This window comes from Streptomyces sp. NPDC001828 (assembly GCF_042892175.1).
In the GTDB taxonomy this organism is placed as follows: Bacteria; Actinomycetota; Actinomycetes; order Streptomycetales; family Streptomycetaceae; genus Streptomyces.
In genome coordinates, this window is sequence record NZ_JBIATV010000021.1 from 25,800 (window position 1) to 41,770 (window position 15,971).

Below are 15,971 nucleotides of genomic sequence, written 5' to 3' on the forward strand. Positions count from 1 at the left end.
GGGTCGATGGACACCGAAGGCACGTACGACGCACGCGGCACCCGTTCGGGATCGGTCCCGCGCCCCGCCGGACCGCCGCCGCGCCCGGCGCTCCCGCCCCGGCCCGTCGAGGCGCCCACGGCCGGAACCTCGCTCGGCGACTGGCTGCGCACCCCGCGCGCCCCCGCCGAGCCGGGCCTGTGGCGCTTCGGCCACAAGCCGCGGCCCGACGCCGACCCGGACCGGGTACCGGACCGGGCACTGCTCGTCGGAGCCCTGGTGGCGCTGCTCGCCGCCACCCTCGTCTGGTCGCTGTGGAGCAACGGCTACATCCCGCACAGCCGGGTGCTGCTCGAACTGTTCACGCCGGCCGAGTGGTGGAGCTACCCCAGGCCGCCCCAGTCGGTCACCGCGATCCAGGTCTACAACAGCCTGTTCGCGGCCCTGCTGATCTTCGTGTTCGGGCGGATGGGCAACTGGCTAGAGGTCTTCCGGCGCTATGCCGTCGACTGCCCGCAGCCCGAGCGGACCCTGCGCACCGCCCTGGCCGGCGGCGTCGCGGTGTGGCTGGTGATCGGGACGAGCCTGTTCCCGTTCTTCTTCGCGATCTGGAGCCTGTTCCCGCTCTCGTGGACCACCGGCAACGGCGACCGGACGGTCGCGACCCTCGTCAACTACGCCCTGTACGTCCTGGTCGGCGGCGCGGTGCTCTGGCCGTTCGCCAAGGAGGGCGACTGGCTGAGCCACTTCCGCGCGCGCAAACCCGCCGCGAAGGCACCGGCCGCGCCCCCCGCCGCACCCGTGACCTCCCCCGCCGACTGGCCCCAGCTGCGGGCCGCCGGGCTTGCCGCGGCCGCCGACCGGCTGGTGGCCGAGGAGCGCTCCGGGCGCATGAACGACGTCGACTGCGTACGGATCCGGCGGGCCTGGACGACGGTCAAGGCCGACCCGGCCCGCCTCGGCGCGTTCACCGAGGCCGTCGCGGGCCAGGGCGCGCGGGCCTGTCTGCACCCCTCCGGCGACCGCGATCTGCCCGCCCGCGCGGCCACCCACGACCTCCTCACCTCCCAGGTGCGGCTCGGGCGCTACCCCGACACCGAGCGCACCCCCCGCGCGCGCAGGGGCGCGGGCGCCGCGATCGACCCGGGCTCGCTCGGCTCCTCGCTGCTCGCGATCGGCCCGTTCGGCTCGGGCAAGACCCGGCACCTGGTGCGGCCCGTCGTGGAATTGCTCGCACTCCAGGCGCTGGCCGGCAAGGCCGCCGTCGTCGCGGTGTGCGCGGCGGGCACGCCGCTGGGCCCCGACGACGGCTACGACGTGGTGATCAAGCCGGGCGACGCCTCCTCGGCCTACGACCTCGACCTGTACGGCGGCACCGCCGACCCCGACGAGGCCGCGGCCCTGCTCGCCGAGGCCTTCGCGGGCGACCTCGCCGAGGTCGACTCACGCCGGGCCGCGACGGTCCTCGCCCAGCTGCTCGGCCCCTACCGCGCCGCCCACCGGCGCTTCCCCTCCGTGCCCGTCCTGCGCGAGCTGCTCGACGGCTCGCCCGGCGCCCTCGCCGATCTGCGCGGCCGCCTCGACGACGAGGACCACCGCGCCTACCACCGTGAACTCGACGCCAGGGAAAGGCAGTTGGGCACTCCCGGCGACCCGGGACTCGCCCTCGCCGCGCGCGTCGCGGTGCTCGACCGCCCCGCCTTCGAGGGCTTCTTCGACACCACCGGCGAGAGCCGGCCGTTCTCGCTGCGCTCCCTGGAACACCCGCTGCGAGTCCGCGTGGACGTGCCCGAACGCGCCCACCCGGAGGCCGCCCACCTGCTGACCCGGCTGATCCTGGCCCAGTTCAGCACCGGCGCGGCCGCCCGCAGGGACCGGTCCCTCTTCGCCTTCCTGGCCCTCGACGACGCCACGCACGCCGTCACCGCCGAGTCCGTACGGGCCCTGCAACGGCTGCGGAACTGCAACGCCGGAGTGCTGCTCACGCTGCGCGCGCTCGGCGACGTACCGGAGCAGCTGCACACCTCGCTGCTCGGCTCGGTCGGCTGCCACATGGCGTTCGCCGGGGTCAGCACCTGGGACGGGCGGCTGTTCGCGCAGGCGTGGGGCACCGAATGGGTGGAGACCACCGAGGTCGCCAAGCACACCGTCTTCGCCGACCAGCCGCTCACCCGGGCCGTCCACGCGCTGCGCAAACTCGTCACCGGCAAGGCGGTCACCACCGACGCGGTCACCGTGCGCAAGGTCGAGCGCGAACGCTGGTCGGCCTCCGAGCTCGCCCACCAGGTGCCCGCCGGGCACGCGGTGCTCTCGCTGACCACCGTGAAGGGGGAGCACGCACCGCCCCTGCTGGTCGACCTCCGGGGATGAGGCCGGTACCGGGCGCCCGAACGGCTCCCGGAGCACTCCCGGGGACCTGGCCGAGCTGGCAAAATGGGAGTGTGCGTTCATACGGGACGTAGCAATCGCCTGTCCCACGTCCCGCTCGCCCGCCCGCAGTACTTCTCGTATTTCCCGTCGAAGGTAGCCGGTCCCATGCCGCCCACGCTCGCCTCGCTCGTCCAGCACTCGGCGCTCAAGCTCACCGTGCGCGCCGGTGAGGAACACCTGGACCGCCCGGTGCGCTGGGCCCACGTCAGCGAACTCGCCGACCCAGTCCCGTACATGGAGGGCGGCGAGCTGCTGCTCATCACCGCGATGACCCTGGACGCCGAGGACCCCCAGGCGATGCGCCGCTATGTGCGCAGGCTGTCCCGGGCCGGAGTGGTCGGGCTGGGCTTCGCGATCGGCGTCAACTACGACACCGTGCCGGACGCGCTCCTGGACGCGGCCCGCGAGGAGGGCCTGCCCCTCCTGGAAGTGCCCCGGCGCACCCCGTTCCTCGCCATCTCCAAGGCGGTCTCGGCGGCCATCTCGGCCGACCAGTACCGCGCGGTCACCGCCGGGTTCGAGGCACAGCGCGAACTCACGAAGGCGGCGCTCTCCGACGGCCCGGCCGTGCTCATCGCCAAGCTCGCCGCCCACGTCGACGGCTGGGCCGCCCTGTACGACACCTCCGGCGCGGTCGTGGCCGCCGCCCCCGACTGGGCCGCGCGCCGCGCCGCCCGGCTCACCGCGGACGTCGCCCGGCTGCGCGAACGGGCGGCCCCGGCCAGCGCGGTGGTGGGCGGCGCCGACGAGGCCTCCGGGGACCGCGTCGAGCTCCAGTCGCTCGGCACCGGGCGCCGGGTGCGGGGCGCGCTGGCCGTCGGCACCGGGGCGCCGCTCGGCACCGCCGAGCGGTACGCGGTCCACTCGGCGGTCGCCCTGCTCACCCTCACCACCGAACGCTCCCGCTCGCTGCAGGCGGCCGAGCAGCGCCTGGGCGCGGCGATCCTGCGCATGCTGCTCTCCGGGCAGCAGGACCACGCCCGCGCGGTCGCGGGGGACCTGTACGGCGGGCTCCTGGACGCGCCGTTCCGCCTGGTCATCGCCGAACCGGCGGGCGAGGGCGACCCGGCGGGGCTCGGCGCGCTCGCCGAGACCATGGAGTCGGCCGCCGCGCGCTGCGGCGAGGCGGTCCTGGTGGTGCCGGAGGCCGCGCGGATCGTCGTGCTCGCCGCGGACGGGGGCGAGGCGGTCGCGGCCTGCCTCGCCCACGAGGCCGCCGAGGGCGAGGAACTCGTCGTCGGGCTCTCCGCACCGGCCGGGCCGATCGCGGCGGCCTCCGCGTACAAACAGGCCGAGCAGTCGCTGTCGGTCGCCCGGCGCCGGGGCAAGCCCCTCGTCGAGCACGAGGAGCTGGTGGCGGGATCGGTGCTGCCGCTCCTCGCGGACGACGCGGTGCGGGCGTTCGCGGACGGGATGCTGCGGGCCCTGTACGAGCACGACGCGACGGGGCGGGGTGATCTGGTGGCCTCGTTGCGGGCGTGGCTCTCGCGGCACGGGCAGTGGGACGCGGCGGCGGCGGATCTCGGGGTGCACCGGCACACCCTGCGGTACCGGATGCGCCGCGTGGAGGAGATCCTGGGCCGCTCCCTGGACGACCCCGACGTCCGCATGGAGCTCTGGCTCGCCCTGAAGGCGACGTCCGCCCCCGACCCGGGGTGACCCCTTCTTCCCGTGGCTCCGCCCCCGGCCCCCTCTCCCTGGGGCTCCGCCCCAGACCCCGGGTTTCGCCCCTCCCCGCCCCTTCCCGCAACCCTCCGGGGGTGGAGTGGGGGGGCGGGTGGGCTTCCGGGGGCTGCGCCCCCGGGCTCCCTGGTTTGGTTCGGCTGCGGACCGCGCGTGGCTGGTCGCGCAGTTCCCCGCGCCCCTGTAGGGGGCCCCGAATGTCTCGGTGCGGGCCCGCATCGGGGCATTTCAGCCCGTCCGGCGATTGAGGACGAGCGCCGTTCAGGCGCGAACGGGGTCTGGGGCGAAGCCCCAGGGGCGCCGCGCTCGCGGGGCGACAAAGCGGCGTACGGAGTGGGCGGACCACTCCATGCCGGACAAACACACACCCCCGCCCCGCGCCCTACCGTGAGGGCATGACTTCTACCCACGCCTTCTGGCTCGCCGGCCGCGAGGCCACCGGCGACGACAGCTTCGATGTCACTTCGCCCTGGGACGGCCGTCACGTCGCCTCGGTCAGCGTCCCCACCGACGCCCAGGTCGAGGAGGCCGTGGCCGCAGCGCACGCCGTCGTGGAGGAGTTCGCGGCGACCCCGGCGCACGTCCGCGCCGCCGCCCTGGACCACGTCTCCAAGCGCCTGGCCGAGCGCACCGAGGAGATCGCCCAGCTGATCTCCGCCGAGAACGGCAAGCCGGTCAAGTGGGCCCGCGGCGAGGTCGGCCGCGCGGTGTCCGTGTTCCGCTTCGCCGCTGAGGAGGCCCGCCGCTTCAACGGCGGCGAGGCCCAGCGCCTGGACACCGACGGCGGCGGCGTGGGCCGCCTCGCCCTGACCCGCCGCTTCCCCAAGGGCGTCGTCCTCGGCATCGCCCCGTTCAACTTCCCGCTGAACCTGTGCGCCCACAAGGTCGCCCCGGCCATCGCGGTCGGCGCCCCGATCGTCCTGAAGCCGGCCCCCGCGACCCCGCTCTCGGGGCTCATCCTCGGCGAGCTCCTCGCCGAGACCGAGCTGCCCGCCGGCTCGTGGAGCATCCTGCCGGTCGCCAACGACAAGATGCCGGCCCTGGTGCAGGACGACCGCCTCCCGGTCATCTCCTTCACCGGCTCCGACAAGGTCGGCTACGCGATCATGGACTCTGTGCCGCGCAAGCACTGCACCCTGGAGCTCGGCGGCAACGGCGCGGCCGTCGTGCTCGCCGACTGGGCCTCCGAGGAGGACCTGGACTGGGCGGCGACCCGCATCGCCACCTTCTCCAACTACCAGGGCGGCCAGTCCTGCATCTCCGTGCAGCGCGTGATCGCGGACGCCGCCGTGTACGACCGGCTGCTGCCGAAGGTCGTGGCCGCCGTCGAGGCGCAGGTCACCGGTGACCCGTCCGACTCCGCCACCGACGTCGGCCCGCTGGTCAGCGAGGACGCCGCCAAGCGCGTCGAGTCCTGGGTCGACGAGGCCGTCGCGGCCGGCGCCAAGCTGCTCGCCGGCGGCAAGCGCGACGGCGCCTCCTACGCGCCGACCGTGCTCACCGAGGTCCCCGCCGACACCACCCTCGCCTGCGAGGAGGTCTTCGGACCGGTCCTCACCGTGCAGAAGGTGGACGGCGAGGCCGAGGCGTTCGCCGCGGTCAACTCCTCCAAGTACGGCCTCCAGGCAGGGGTGTTCACGCACGACGTGCAGACCGCCTTCCGCGCCCACCGCGCCCTGGAGGTCGGCGGCGTGATCATCGGCGACGTGCCGTCCTACCGCGCCGACCAGATGCCGTACGGCGGCGCCAAGGCCTCCGGCGTCGGCCGCGAGGGCGTCCGCTACGCGATGGACGACTACACCTACGAGCGCGTCCTCGTCCTGACGGGCCTCGCCCTGTAGTCGCCGACCAGCACCTGACGGGCCTCGCCCCGCAGGACGCGGGCGATGTGAGACCGGCGGCCGGAACCCACTGTGCGGGGGTTCCGGCCGCCGCCGTGCGTCCGGGCGGCCGCGAGGGGTGGTCCAAGTGCCGGGAATGGGGTACATACGGTCGAGTAGCACCACCCGGTAACGGGCAGCCGCCCGCACCCGTCAGCCCGCGGCGAGGAGAACCCCTCAATGACCGCACCACAGCACACGCCCAAGGTCTCCGAGCGCGAGGCGCGCCAGGTCGCCGAGGCCGCCCGCGAACAGGACTGGCGCAAGCCCAGCTTCGCGAAGGAACTCTTCCTGGGCCGGCTGCGCCTCGACCTGATCCACCCCCACCCCCAGCCCGCCCCCGAGGACGTGGAGCGCGGCGAAGCCTTCCTCGCCAAGATGCGCGACTTCTGCGAGACCCGGGTCGACGGCCGCCTCATCGAGCGCCAGTCGCAGATCCCGGACGAGGTCGTGAACGGGCTCAAGGAGCTCGGCGCCTTCGGGATGAAGATCGACACGAAGTACGGGGGCCAGGGGCTGACCCAGGTCTACTACAACAAGGCGCTCACGCTTGCCGGTTCGGCCAGCCCCGCGATCGGCGCGCTGCTCTCCGCGCACCAGTCGATCGGCGTGCCCCAGCCGCTGAAGCTGTTCGGCACCCAGGAGCAGAAGGACACCTTCCTGCCCCGCTGCGCCCGTACCGACATCTCCGCGTTCCTGCTCACCGAGCCCGACGTGGGCTCCGACCCGGCCCGCCTGGCGACCGCCGCCGTGCCGGACGGCGAGGACACGTACGTCCTGGACGGCGTGAAGCTGTGGACCACCAACGGGGTCGTCGCCGACCTCCTGGTCGTCATGGCCCGGGTGCCGAAGTCCGAGGGCCACAAGGGCGGCATCACCGCCTTCGTGGTGGAGGCGGACTCGCCGGGCGTCACCGTCGAGAACCGCAACGCGTTCATGGGACTGCGCGGGATCGAGAACGGCGTCACCCGCTTCCACCAGGTCCGCGTCCCGGCCGCCAACCGGATCGGGCCCGAGGGCTCCGGCCTCAAGATCGCCCTGACCACGCTCAACACGGGCCGGCTCTCGCTGCCCGCGATGTGCGTCGGCGGCGGCAAATGGTGTCTGAAAATCGCCCGTGAATGGGCCGGCGTACGCGAGCAGTGGGGCCGTCCGGTCGCCCGGCACGAGGCGGTCGGCGCCAAGATCTCCTTCATCGCCGCGACCACGTTCGCCCTCGAAGCCATGACGGACCTCTCGGCGCAGATGGCCGACGAGAACCGCAACGACATCCGCATCGAGGCCGCCCTCGCCAAGCTGTACGGGTCCGAGATGGGCTGGCTGATGACGGACGAGCTGGTCCAGATCCGCGGCGGCCGCGGCTTCGAGACCGCGGACTCGCTCGCGGCCCGCGGCGAGCGGGCCGTGCCCGCCGAGCAGATGCTCCGGGACATGCGGATCAACCGCATCTTCGAGGGCTCGACGGAGATCATGCACCTTTTGATCGCCCGCGAGGCGGTGGATGCCCACCTGTCCGTGGCGGGCGACCTCATCGACCCGGACAAGAACCTCCAGGACAAGGCGAAGGCGGGCGTGGGCGCGGCCGGGTTCTACGCCAAGTGGCTGCCCAAGCTGGTCGCGGGTCCGGGTCAACTACCCAATGCCTACAGCGAGTTCGGGCCACTGGCCCAGCATCTGCGGTACGCCGAGCGGTCCGCCCGCAAGCTCGCCCGCTCGACGTTCTACGCGATGTCGCGCTGGCAGGGCCGGATGGAGACCAAGCAGGGCTTCCTCGGCCGGATCGTCGACATCGGGGCCGAACTGTTCGCCATGAGCGCGGCCTGCGTACGGGCCGAGCACCTGCGCGCGGCCGGTGAGAACGGCCGCGAGGCGGTCCAGCTGGCCGACACCTTCTGCCGCCAGTCGCGCATCCGCGTGGAGGAGCTCTTCACCCGGCTGTGGAGCAACACCGACGACCTCGACCGCAAGGTCGTCGACGAGGTGCTCGCCGGTGCGTACACCTGGCTGGAGGAGGGCGTCATCGACCCGTCCGACGACGGTGCCTGGATCGCGGACGCGACCCCGGGCCCGGCCAAGCGCGACAACGTCCACCGCCCCATCCGCTGACCCGGCTCCGGCAGGCCGCGGCGGGAGGTTCCGCTCCGGCGCCGGGACCCTGGGCGCCGTCCCGCGAGCGGGGTACGGGACGGCGCCCGCGCCCGCCTTCCGGCCCCGGCCGCGCCCGGCTCCCGGCCCCGCCCGCGCACTCATCCCGGTCTTATTGTCAGGAGCGCTGTTCGGGCACACAGCCGATGCGGCAACAATGGGGGCATGAGCGACAGCCCAGCCCCCCTCGCCGACCCCCACATCACCTTCGACCCGGCCGAAGGCCGACGCGATGTGGTGGTCCTCGGATCCACCGGGTCCATCGGTACCCAGGCCATCGACCTGGTCCTGCGCAACCCCGACCGCTTCCGCGTCACCGCGCTCTCCGCGGCCGGCGGCCGGGTCGAGCTGCTCGCCGAGCAGGCCCGACGGCTGCGGGTGCGCACCGTCGCGGTGGCCCGCGGGGACACCGTGCCCGCGCTGCGCGCGGCGCTCGCGGCGCAGTACGCGGGCGAGCCGCTCCCCGAGATCCTGGCCGGCCCCGACGCGGCCACCGAGCTCGCGGCGTCGCCCTGCCACACCGTCCTGAACGGGATCACCGGCTCGATCGGCCTCGCCCCGACGCTGGCCGCGCTCACGGCCGGCCGCACGCTCGCGCTCGCCAACAAGGAGTCGCTGATCGTCGGCGGGCCGCTGGTGAAGGCGATCGCCGAGCCCGGCCAGATCATCCCGGTCGACTCCGAGCACGCCGCCCTCTTCCAGGCGCTCGCCGCCGGAAAGCGCGCCGATGTGCGCAAGCTCGTCGTCACCGCCTCGGGCGGTCCCTTCCGGGGGCGTACCAAGAGCGAACTCGCCGACGTCACCCCCGCCGACGCGCTCGCCCACCCCACCTGGGCGATGGGCCCCGTGATCACCGTCAACTCGGCGACCCTGGTCAACAAGGGCCTGGAGGTGATCGAGGCCCACCTGCTCTACGACATCCCCTTCGAGCGCATCGAGGTCGTCGTGCACCCCCAGTCCTATGTGCACTCCATGGTCGAGTTCACCGACGGCTCCACGCTGGCCCAGGCCACCCCGCCCGACATGCGCGGGCCGATCGCCATCGGGCTCGGCTGGCCCGAGCGGGTGCCGGACGCGGCCCCCGCCTTCGACTGGACCAAGGCCTCGACCTGGGAGTTCTACCCGCTCGACAACGAGGCCTTCCCCTCGGTGGGACTCGCCCGGCACGTCGGGGAGCTGGGCGGAACGGCTCCGGCGGTGTTCAATGCCGCGAACGAGGAATGCGTGGACGCGTTCCTGGCCGGGCGGCTCCCCTTCAGCGGGATCATGGAGACAGTGACGGACGTCGTCACCGAACACGGCACGCCGTCCACGGGAACTTCCCTCACGGTCTCGGACGTCCTGGAAGCGGAGACCTGGGCGCGCGCCCGGGCCCGGGAACTCGCGGTGAAGGCAACAGCGGAGGCACACGCATGACGATCCTGTTGACGGTCCTCGGCATAGTGCTCTTCGCCGTGGGGCTGCTCATCTCCATCGCGTGGCACGAGCTCGGCCACCTCTCCACGGCCAAGCTCTTCGGCATCCGCGTGCCCCAGTACATGGTCGGCTTCGGCCCGACCATCTGGTCGCGCAAGAAGGGCGACACCGAGTACGGCATCAAGGCGGTGCCGGCCGGCGGCTACATCCGCATGATCGGCATGTTCCCGCCCGGCGCGGACGGCCGCATCGAGGCCCGCTCGACCTCGCCGTTCCGCGGGATGATCGAGGACGCGAGGGCGGCCGCGTTCGAGGAACTCCAGCCCGGCGACGAGGACCGGCTCTTCTACACGCGCAAGCCGTGGAAGCGCGTCATCGTCATGTTCGCCGGCCCGTTCATGAATCTGATCCTCGCGGTCGCGATCTTCCTCAGCGTGCTCATGGGCTTCGGCATGGCGGCCCAGACCACCCAGGTCGCCGGCGTGCAGAAATGCGTGATCGCGCAGAGCGAGAAGCGCCAGACCTGCGAGCCGGGCGACGCGGTGTCGCCCGCCGAGGCCGCGGGTCTGAGGAACGGCGACAACATCGTCGCCTTCAACGGCAAGCCCGTGAAGGACTGGTCCGACCTCTCCGACCGCATCCGCGAGACCATCGGCCCGGCCACGATCACCGTGGAGCGCGCGGGCCAGCAGGTCACCCTGCACCCCACGCTCGCCAAGAACATGGTGGCGAAGAAGGACGGGAACGGCGACGTCGTACCGGACCAGTACGTGCCGGCCGGCTACCTCGGCTTCGCGCCCAAGTCCGAGATCAAGCCGCTCACCTTCGGCCAGTCCGTGGACCGCATGGGCGAGATGGTGCAGAACGGCGTCCACTCGATCGTCGCCCTGCCCGGCAAGATCCCGGACCTGTGGAACGCGGCCTTCGACGGCGGCGAGCGCAAGGCCGACTCCCCGGTCGGCGTGGTCGGCGCGGCCCGCCTCAGCGGAGAGGTGCTCAACCTGGACGCCCCGACGCCGAACATCATCGCGACGTTCCTGTTCCTGCTCGCGGGCTTCAACCTCTCGCTGTTCCTGTTCAACATGCTGCCGCTGCTCCCGCTGGACGGCGGCCACATCGCGGGCGCCCTGTGGGAGTCGCTGCGCCGCAACGTCGCCCGCGTCTTCAAGCGCGCCGACCCGGGCCCGTTCGACGTGGCGAAGCTGATGCCGGTCGCGTACGTGGTGGCCGGGATCTTCATCTGCTTCACGCTGCTCGTCCTCGTGGCGGACGTGGTGAACCCGGTGAAGATCACCTGACGGCGGCGGGGGAGACCCCTGTCGTACGCGGCCGCCGTATACGGCCGGTGTACGACCCGTGTACGGACGCGGTACGCGAACAGGGGCGGCTCGGGCGCATGGCGCGCCCGGAGCCGCCCCTTCGCGTGAACTCCGGGGCAGGGTGTGCTCGGGGCCCCGTGGGTGACGTAACCTCGAAGGCTGGAGCCCGCCGATCTCGGGACCTTGATCCACACCTTGGGGTTGCACAGCAGATGACTGCGATTTCACTGGGAATGCCGTCCGTACCGACCAAGCTGGCCGAGCGTCGCAAGAGCCGTCAGATCCAGGTCGGTTCCGTGGCGGTCGGCGGGGACGCACCCGTCTCGGTGCAGTCCATGACCACGACGAGGACGTCGGACATCGGTGCGACGTTGCAGCAGATCGCCGAGTTGACGGCGTCGGGCTGCCAGATCGTCCGCGTCGCCTGTCCGACGCAGGACGACGCGGACGCGCTCGCCACGATCGCGCGGAAGTCGCAGATCCCGGTGATCGCGGACATCCACTTCCAGCCGAAGTACGTGTTCGCCGCGATCGACGCGGGGTGCGCGGCGGTCCGCGTGAACCCGGGCAACATCAAGCAGTTCGACGACAAGGTCAAGGAGATCGCGCTGGCGGCGAAGGACGCCGGTACGCCGATCCGGATCGGCGTGAACGCGGGCTCCCTGGACGCGCGGCTGCTGAAGAAGTACGGCAAGGCGACGCCGGAGGCGCTCGTCGAGTCCGCGCTGTGGGAGGCCTCCCTCTTCGAGGAGCACGGCTTCCGCGACATCAAGATCTCGGTCAAGCACAACGACCCCGTCGTGATGGTGAACGCCTACCGGCTGCTGGCCGCGCAGAGCGACTACCCGCTGCACCTGGGTGTGACCGAGGCGGGTCCCGCCTTCCAGGGCACGATCAAGTCCGCCGTCGCGTTCGGCGCGCTGCTCGCGGAGGGCATCGGCGACACGATCCGCGTCTCCCTCTCGGCTCCGCCGGCCGAGGAGATCAAGGTCGGCATCCAGATCCTGGAGTCGCTGAACCTGCGTCAGCGCCGCCTGGAGATCGTGTCCTGCCCGTCGTGCGGGCGGGCCCAGGTCGACGTCTACAAGCTGGCCGAGGAGGTCACGGCGGGCCTTGAGGGCATGGAGGTTCCGCTGCGGGTCGCGGTCATGGGCTGTGTGGTGAACGGTCCGGGCGAGGCGCGTGAGGCGGACCTGGGTGTCGCCTCCGGCAACGGCAAGGGCCAGATCTTCGTCAAGGGCGAGGTCATCAAGACGGTGCCGGAGTCGAAGATCGTGGAGACGCTGATCGACGAGGCGATGAAGATCGCGGAGCAGATGGAGCGGGACGGGGTCGCCTCCGGCGAGCCCCAGATCTCGGTGGCCGGCTGACCCGCCCCGGCCGGGGGTGCGCCGGGCTTTGGCCCGAGCCCGGGGGGCGTGCCGGGGCTCTGCCCCGGGCCCCGGTTTTTGGCCCCTCCCCGCCCCTTCCCCAAACCCTCCGGGGGTGGGTGGGGATGGGACGGGCTTCCGGGGGCTGCGCCCCGGGCCCCATGGGTTCGGCTGCGGACCGTGCGTGGCTGGTCGCGCAGTTCCCCGCGCCCCTAAAGACTTCGGCGCTGGCCCGCACCGGGCATTTCAGCTCGTCCAGCTGATCGGTGCGGGCCCGCACGGGCATCTTCAGCCCGTCATGGGGGTTCCCCCTGGCCCTTAAGGCCTTGGGGGAGTTTGAGGACGAGCGCCGTTCAGACGCGATACGGGGTCTGGGGCGGAGCCCCAGGAAAGCGGGGGGCCCGGGGCGGCGGGTACAGTGCGGAGATCAGCAGCCCGTCCCGTGAGGCCCCCTCGTGTTGATGCAGACCACCACCCGGGTCCTCGAACCCGGCGACCTCGGCGCGGCGCTCGCCATCCTGGAGAGCGACCCGGTCGCCAACGCGTTCGTGACCTCCCGCGTACAGATCGCCGGCCTCGACCCCTGGCGCCTCGGCGGCGAGATGTGGGGCTGGTACGCGGACGGCCGGCTCCGCTCCCTGTGCTACTCCGGCGCCAACCTCGTACCGATCTGCGCCACCCCCGAGGCGGTACGTTCCTTCGCCGACCGCGCCCGCCGCACCGGCCGCCGCTGCTCCTCGATCGTCGGCCCCGCCGAACCGACCGCCCGGCTGTGGGGGCTGCTCGAACCGCACTGGGGCCCCGCCCGCGACGTACGCCCGCACCAGCCCCTGATGGTCACCGAGCGGATGCCGGACGACATCGCTCCCGACCCGTACGTCCGCCGCATCCGCAAGGACGAGATGGACGTGATCATGCCGGCCTGCGTCGCCATGTTCACCGAGGAGGTCGGGGTCTCCCCGATGGCCGGTGACGGCGGTCTGCTCTACCAGGCCCGGGTCGCCGAACTCGTCGGCTCCGGCCGCTCGTTCGCCCGCGTCGAGGACGGCAAGGTCGTCTTCAAGGCCGAGATCGGCGCCGCCACCAACCAGGCCTGCCAGATCCAGGGCGTCTGGGTCGCGCCGGAACAGCGCGGCAAGGGCCTGTCGGCCACCGGCATGGCGGCCGTGCTGCGGTACGCCCTCGCGGACGTCGCCCCGGTCGTGAGCCTGTACGTGAACGACTTCAACGCCCCCGCCCGCGCCTGTTACCGCCGGGTCGGTTTCCGTGAGACCGGAGCATTCATGAGCGTGCTGTTCTGAGGTTAGGGTGCGCCCATGGCTCCTGACTCTGAGGTACTGGTCGGACCGCTCGACCTCGCGGCCCGCGTGGACGAGGCGCTCGCCGTGCAGGCGGTCGCCTTCGGACTCGGCGCCGAAGAGGTCGGGGTCCGCCGCCACATCGTGCTCCGCCACCTCACCTACCCCGGCGCCAGGGCGCTCGGAGCCACCACCGCCGACGGGCGCCTGGTGGGTTTCGTGTACGGGATGCCCAACGACCGGGCCCACTGGTGGTCCACCGTCGTCGAGCCGTACCTGCGCAACAAGGGCAGCGACCACTGGCTCGACGACTCCTTCGTGATCACCGAGCTGCACGTCCACCCCGCCTTCCAGGGCCGGGGCGTGGGCCGGGCGCTCATCACCACCATCACCGACACCGCCGCCGAACCCCGCTCGATCCTCTCCGCGATCGACACCGAGAGCCCCGCCCGCGCCCTGTACCGCACGCTCGGTTACGCCGACCTCGCCGGCCAGGTGCAGTTCCCGAGCGCGGCACGGCCGTACGCCGTGATGGGCGCCCCCCTCCCGCTGCTGCGGAAGGAGCCCCCGCGGTAAACGGATTTCCGCGCACTCGGGCCGCCCGGCTAACCTCCAGGCATCACCCCGTGCACGTACAGGAGAGAAATCCATGGCAGCCGCCCAGGTTCAGCGCATGTCCCGTCTGATGGCCAAGACATTGCGCGACGACCCGGCGGACGCCGAGACGCTCAGCCACAAGCTCCTGGTCCGTGCCGGTTACGTGCGCCGCAACGCCGCCGGCATCTGGACCTGGCTGCCGCTCGGCAAGAAGGTCCTGGACAACATCTCCACCGTCGTGCGCGAGGAGATGGACGCCATCGGCGCGCAGGAGGTCCTGCTGCCCGCCCTGCTGCCCAAGGACGCGTACGAGGCCAGCGGCCGCTGGGAGGAGTACGGCGACCTGCTCTTCCGCCTCAAGGACCGCAAGGGCGGCGAGTACCTGCTCGGCCCGACCCACGAAGAGATCTTCACGCAGACGGTCAAGGACCAGTGCACGTCCTACAAGGACCTGCCGGTGATGCTCTACCAGATCCAGACCAAGTACCGCGACGAGGCCCGTCCGCGCTCCGGCGTGCTGCGCGGCCGCGAGTTCCAGATGAAGGACTCGTACTCCTTCGACACCACCGACGAGGGCCTCGCCGAGTCGTACGCGCTGCACCGCGCCGCCTACCAGAAGATCTTCGCGCGCCTGGGCCTCGACCACCGCATCGTGTCCGCCGTCTCCGGCGCCATGGGCGGCTCCGCCTCCGAGGAGTTCCTGGCCCCGGCCGCCGCCGGCGAGGACACCTTCGTGGACTGCCCGGCCTGCGACTACGCGGCGAACACGGAGGCCGTCACGTTCGTGGCCGCCCCCGTCGACGGCTCCGCGCACGGGCCCGTCGAGGAGATCGACACCCCCGACACCCCCACCATCGAGACCCTGGCCGCCCACCTCGGCGTCCCGGCCTCGGCCACCCTCAAGAACCTCCTCGTCAAGGTCGACGGCGAGATCGTCGCCGTCGGCGTGCCCGGCGACCGCGAGGTGGACCTCGGCAAGCTCGGCGAGCACCTGGCCCCGGCGGTCGTGGAGCTCGTGACGGCCGAGGACTTCGCCGACCGCCCCGACCTGGTGCGCGGCTATGTCGGCCCGCAGGGCCTGGAGAAGGTCCGCTACATCGCCGACCCGCGCGTCGCACCCGGCACCGCCTGGGTCACCGGCGCCAACAAGCCCGACACCCACGCGCGCAACGTGGTCTGCGGCCGTGACTTCGAGGTGGACGACCACCTCGACGTCGTCGTGGTCCAGGAGGGCGACCCCTGCCCGTCCTGCGGCGCCGGCCTCAAGCTGGACCGGGCGATCGAAATCGGCCACATCTTCCAGCTCGGCCGCAAGTACGCCGACACCTTCCAGCTCGACGTCCTCGGCAAGGAGGGCAAGCCGGTCCGGGTCACGATGGGCTCGTACGGCATCGGCGTCTCCCGCGCGGTCGCGGCCCTGGCCGAGCAGACCGCGGACGACAAGGGCCTGTGCTGGCCCGCCGAGATCGCCCCGGCCGACGTGCACGTCGTCGCCGCGGGCAAGGCCGTCCAGACCGAGGCCGCGCTCGACGCCGCCGAGCAACTGCGCGCCGCCGGGCTCCGGGTCCTGGTCGACGACCGGGCGGGCGTCTCGCCCGGCGTGAAGTTCACCGACGCCGAGCTGATCGGCGTGCCGCAGATCCTGGTCGCCGGGCGCCGGGTCGCCGAGGGCGTCTTCGAGCTGAAGGACCGGCGCAGTGGTGAGCGCGAGGAGCTGCCGCTGGCCGAGGCGATCGCCCGCCTGACGGCCTGACGGCCTGGTGTGCCGTCCTCCCGGGGTGGGGGGGGGGGGCCCCCCCCCCCCCGGGGGGGGCGCCCCCCCCGCCCCCCCCCCCCCCCCGCCGGCGCCCCCCC

At 72.7% G+C, this 15,971-nt stretch carries 10 protein-coding genes; all 10 read left to right on the forward strand.

The features are described from left to right. Nucleotides 1-6: 6 nt before the first annotated feature. The 10 genes from ACFYZA_RS38140 to ACFYZA_RS38185 all read left to right on the forward strand — a co-directional run bounded on the left by ACFYZA_RS38140 (nucleotide 7) and on the right by ACFYZA_RS38185 (nucleotide 15,870). A complete protein-coding gene (locus tag ACFYZA_RS38140) occupies nucleotides 7-2,349 on the forward strand; it encodes an ATP/GTP-binding protein (RefSeq protein ID WP_388494882.1) in 2,343 nt (780 codons plus the stop codon). A gap of 165 nt (nucleotides 2,350-2,514) precedes the next feature. Next, a complete protein-coding gene (locus ACFYZA_RS38145) occupies nucleotides 2,515-4,068 on the forward strand; it encodes a PucR family transcriptional regulator (protein ID WP_388494883.1) in 1,554 nt (517 codons plus the stop codon). Between the two features lie 419 nt (nucleotides 4,069-4,487). After that, entirely contained in the window at nucleotides 4,488-5,933 is a 1,446-nt protein-coding gene (locus ACFYZA_RS38150) for an aldehyde dehydrogenase family protein (RefSeq protein WP_382598381.1), read from the forward strand. Between the two features lie 219 nt (nucleotides 5,934-6,152). Then, nucleotides 6,153-8,078 carry an acyl-CoA dehydrogenase family protein gene (locus ACFYZA_RS38155; RefSeq protein ID WP_382598383.1) on the forward strand — a complete coding sequence of 642 codons (1,926 nt, stop codon included), beginning with the start codon at nucleotides 6,153-6,155 and terminating at the stop codon, nucleotides 8,076-8,078. 204 nt (nucleotides 8,079-8,282) lie between these two features. Then, nucleotides 8,283-9,533, forward strand: coding sequence for a 1-deoxy-D-xylulose-5-phosphate reductoisomerase (dxr, locus tag ACFYZA_RS38160; protein WP_388494884.1), 1,251 nt, complete (start codon nucleotides 8,283-8,285; stop codon nucleotides 9,531-9,533). After that, on the forward strand, nucleotides 9,530-10,831 hold the full coding sequence (locus tag ACFYZA_RS38165; RefSeq protein ID WP_382598387.1) for a M50 family metallopeptidase: 1,302 nt from the start codon (nucleotides 9,530-9,532) through the stop codon (nucleotides 10,829-10,831). The genes dxr and ACFYZA_RS38165 overlap by 4 nt, the downstream gene beginning before the upstream one ends. A gap of 233 nt (nucleotides 10,832-11,064) precedes the next feature. Then, nucleotides 11,065-12,222, forward strand: coding sequence for a flavodoxin-dependent (E)-4-hydroxy-3-methylbut-2-enyl-diphosphate synthase (gene ispG, locus ACFYZA_RS38170; protein ID WP_382598389.1), 1,158 nt, complete (start codon nucleotides 11,065-11,067; stop codon nucleotides 12,220-12,222). A gap of 458 nt (nucleotides 12,223-12,680) precedes the next feature. Further along, on the forward strand, nucleotides 12,681-13,523 hold the full coding sequence (locus ACFYZA_RS38175) for a GNAT family N-acetyltransferase (RefSeq protein ID WP_382598419.1): 843 nt from the start codon (nucleotides 12,681-12,683) through the stop codon (nucleotides 13,521-13,523). A gap of 15 nt (nucleotides 13,524-13,538) precedes the next feature. Continuing rightward, the gene (locus ACFYZA_RS38180; RefSeq protein ID WP_382598391.1) at nucleotides 13,539-14,096 is read left to right on the forward strand and encodes a GNAT family N-acetyltransferase; all 558 of its coding nucleotides are present in this window, start codon (nucleotides 13,539-13,541) and stop codon (nucleotides 14,094-14,096) included. A 73-nt stretch (nucleotides 14,097-14,169) separates the two neighbouring features. Then, the gene (locus ACFYZA_RS38185; RefSeq protein ID WP_382598393.1) at nucleotides 14,170-15,870 is read left to right on the forward strand and encodes a proline--tRNA ligase; all 1,701 of its coding nucleotides are present in this window, start codon (nucleotides 14,170-14,172) and stop codon (nucleotides 15,868-15,870) included. Nucleotides 15,871-15,971: the final 101 nt, after the last annotated feature.

Coding starts and splice junctions, on each gene's coding strand:
- ACFYZA_RS38140 (WP_388494882.1), top strand. CDS start 7: ATGGACACCGAAGGCACGTACGACGCACGCGGCACCCGTTCGGGATCG.
- ACFYZA_RS38145 (WP_388494883.1), top strand. CDS start 2,515: ATGCCGCCCACGCTCGCCTCGCTCGTCCAGCACTCGGCGCTCAAGCTC.
- ACFYZA_RS38150 (WP_382598381.1), top strand. CDS start 4,488: ATGACTTCTACCCACGCCTTCTGGCTCGCCGGCCGCGAGGCCACCGGC.
- ACFYZA_RS38155 (WP_382598383.1), top strand. CDS start 6,153: ATGACCGCACCACAGCACACGCCCAAGGTCTCCGAGCGCGAGGCGCGC.
- dxr (WP_388494884.1), top strand. CDS start 8,283: ATGAGCGACAGCCCAGCCCCCCTCGCCGACCCCCACATCACCTTCGAC.
- ACFYZA_RS38165 (WP_382598387.1), top strand. CDS start 9,530: ATGACGATCCTGTTGACGGTCCTCGGCATAGTGCTCTTCGCCGTGGGG.
- ispG (WP_382598389.1), top strand. CDS start 11,065: ATGACTGCGATTTCACTGGGAATGCCGTCCGTACCGACCAAGCTGGCC.
- ACFYZA_RS38180 (WP_382598391.1), top strand. CDS start 13,539: ATGGCTCCTGACTCTGAGGTACTGGTCGGACCGCTCGACCTCGCGGCC.
- ACFYZA_RS38185 (WP_382598393.1), top strand. CDS start 14,170: ATGGCAGCCGCCCAGGTTCAGCGCATGTCCCGTCTGATGGCCAAGACA.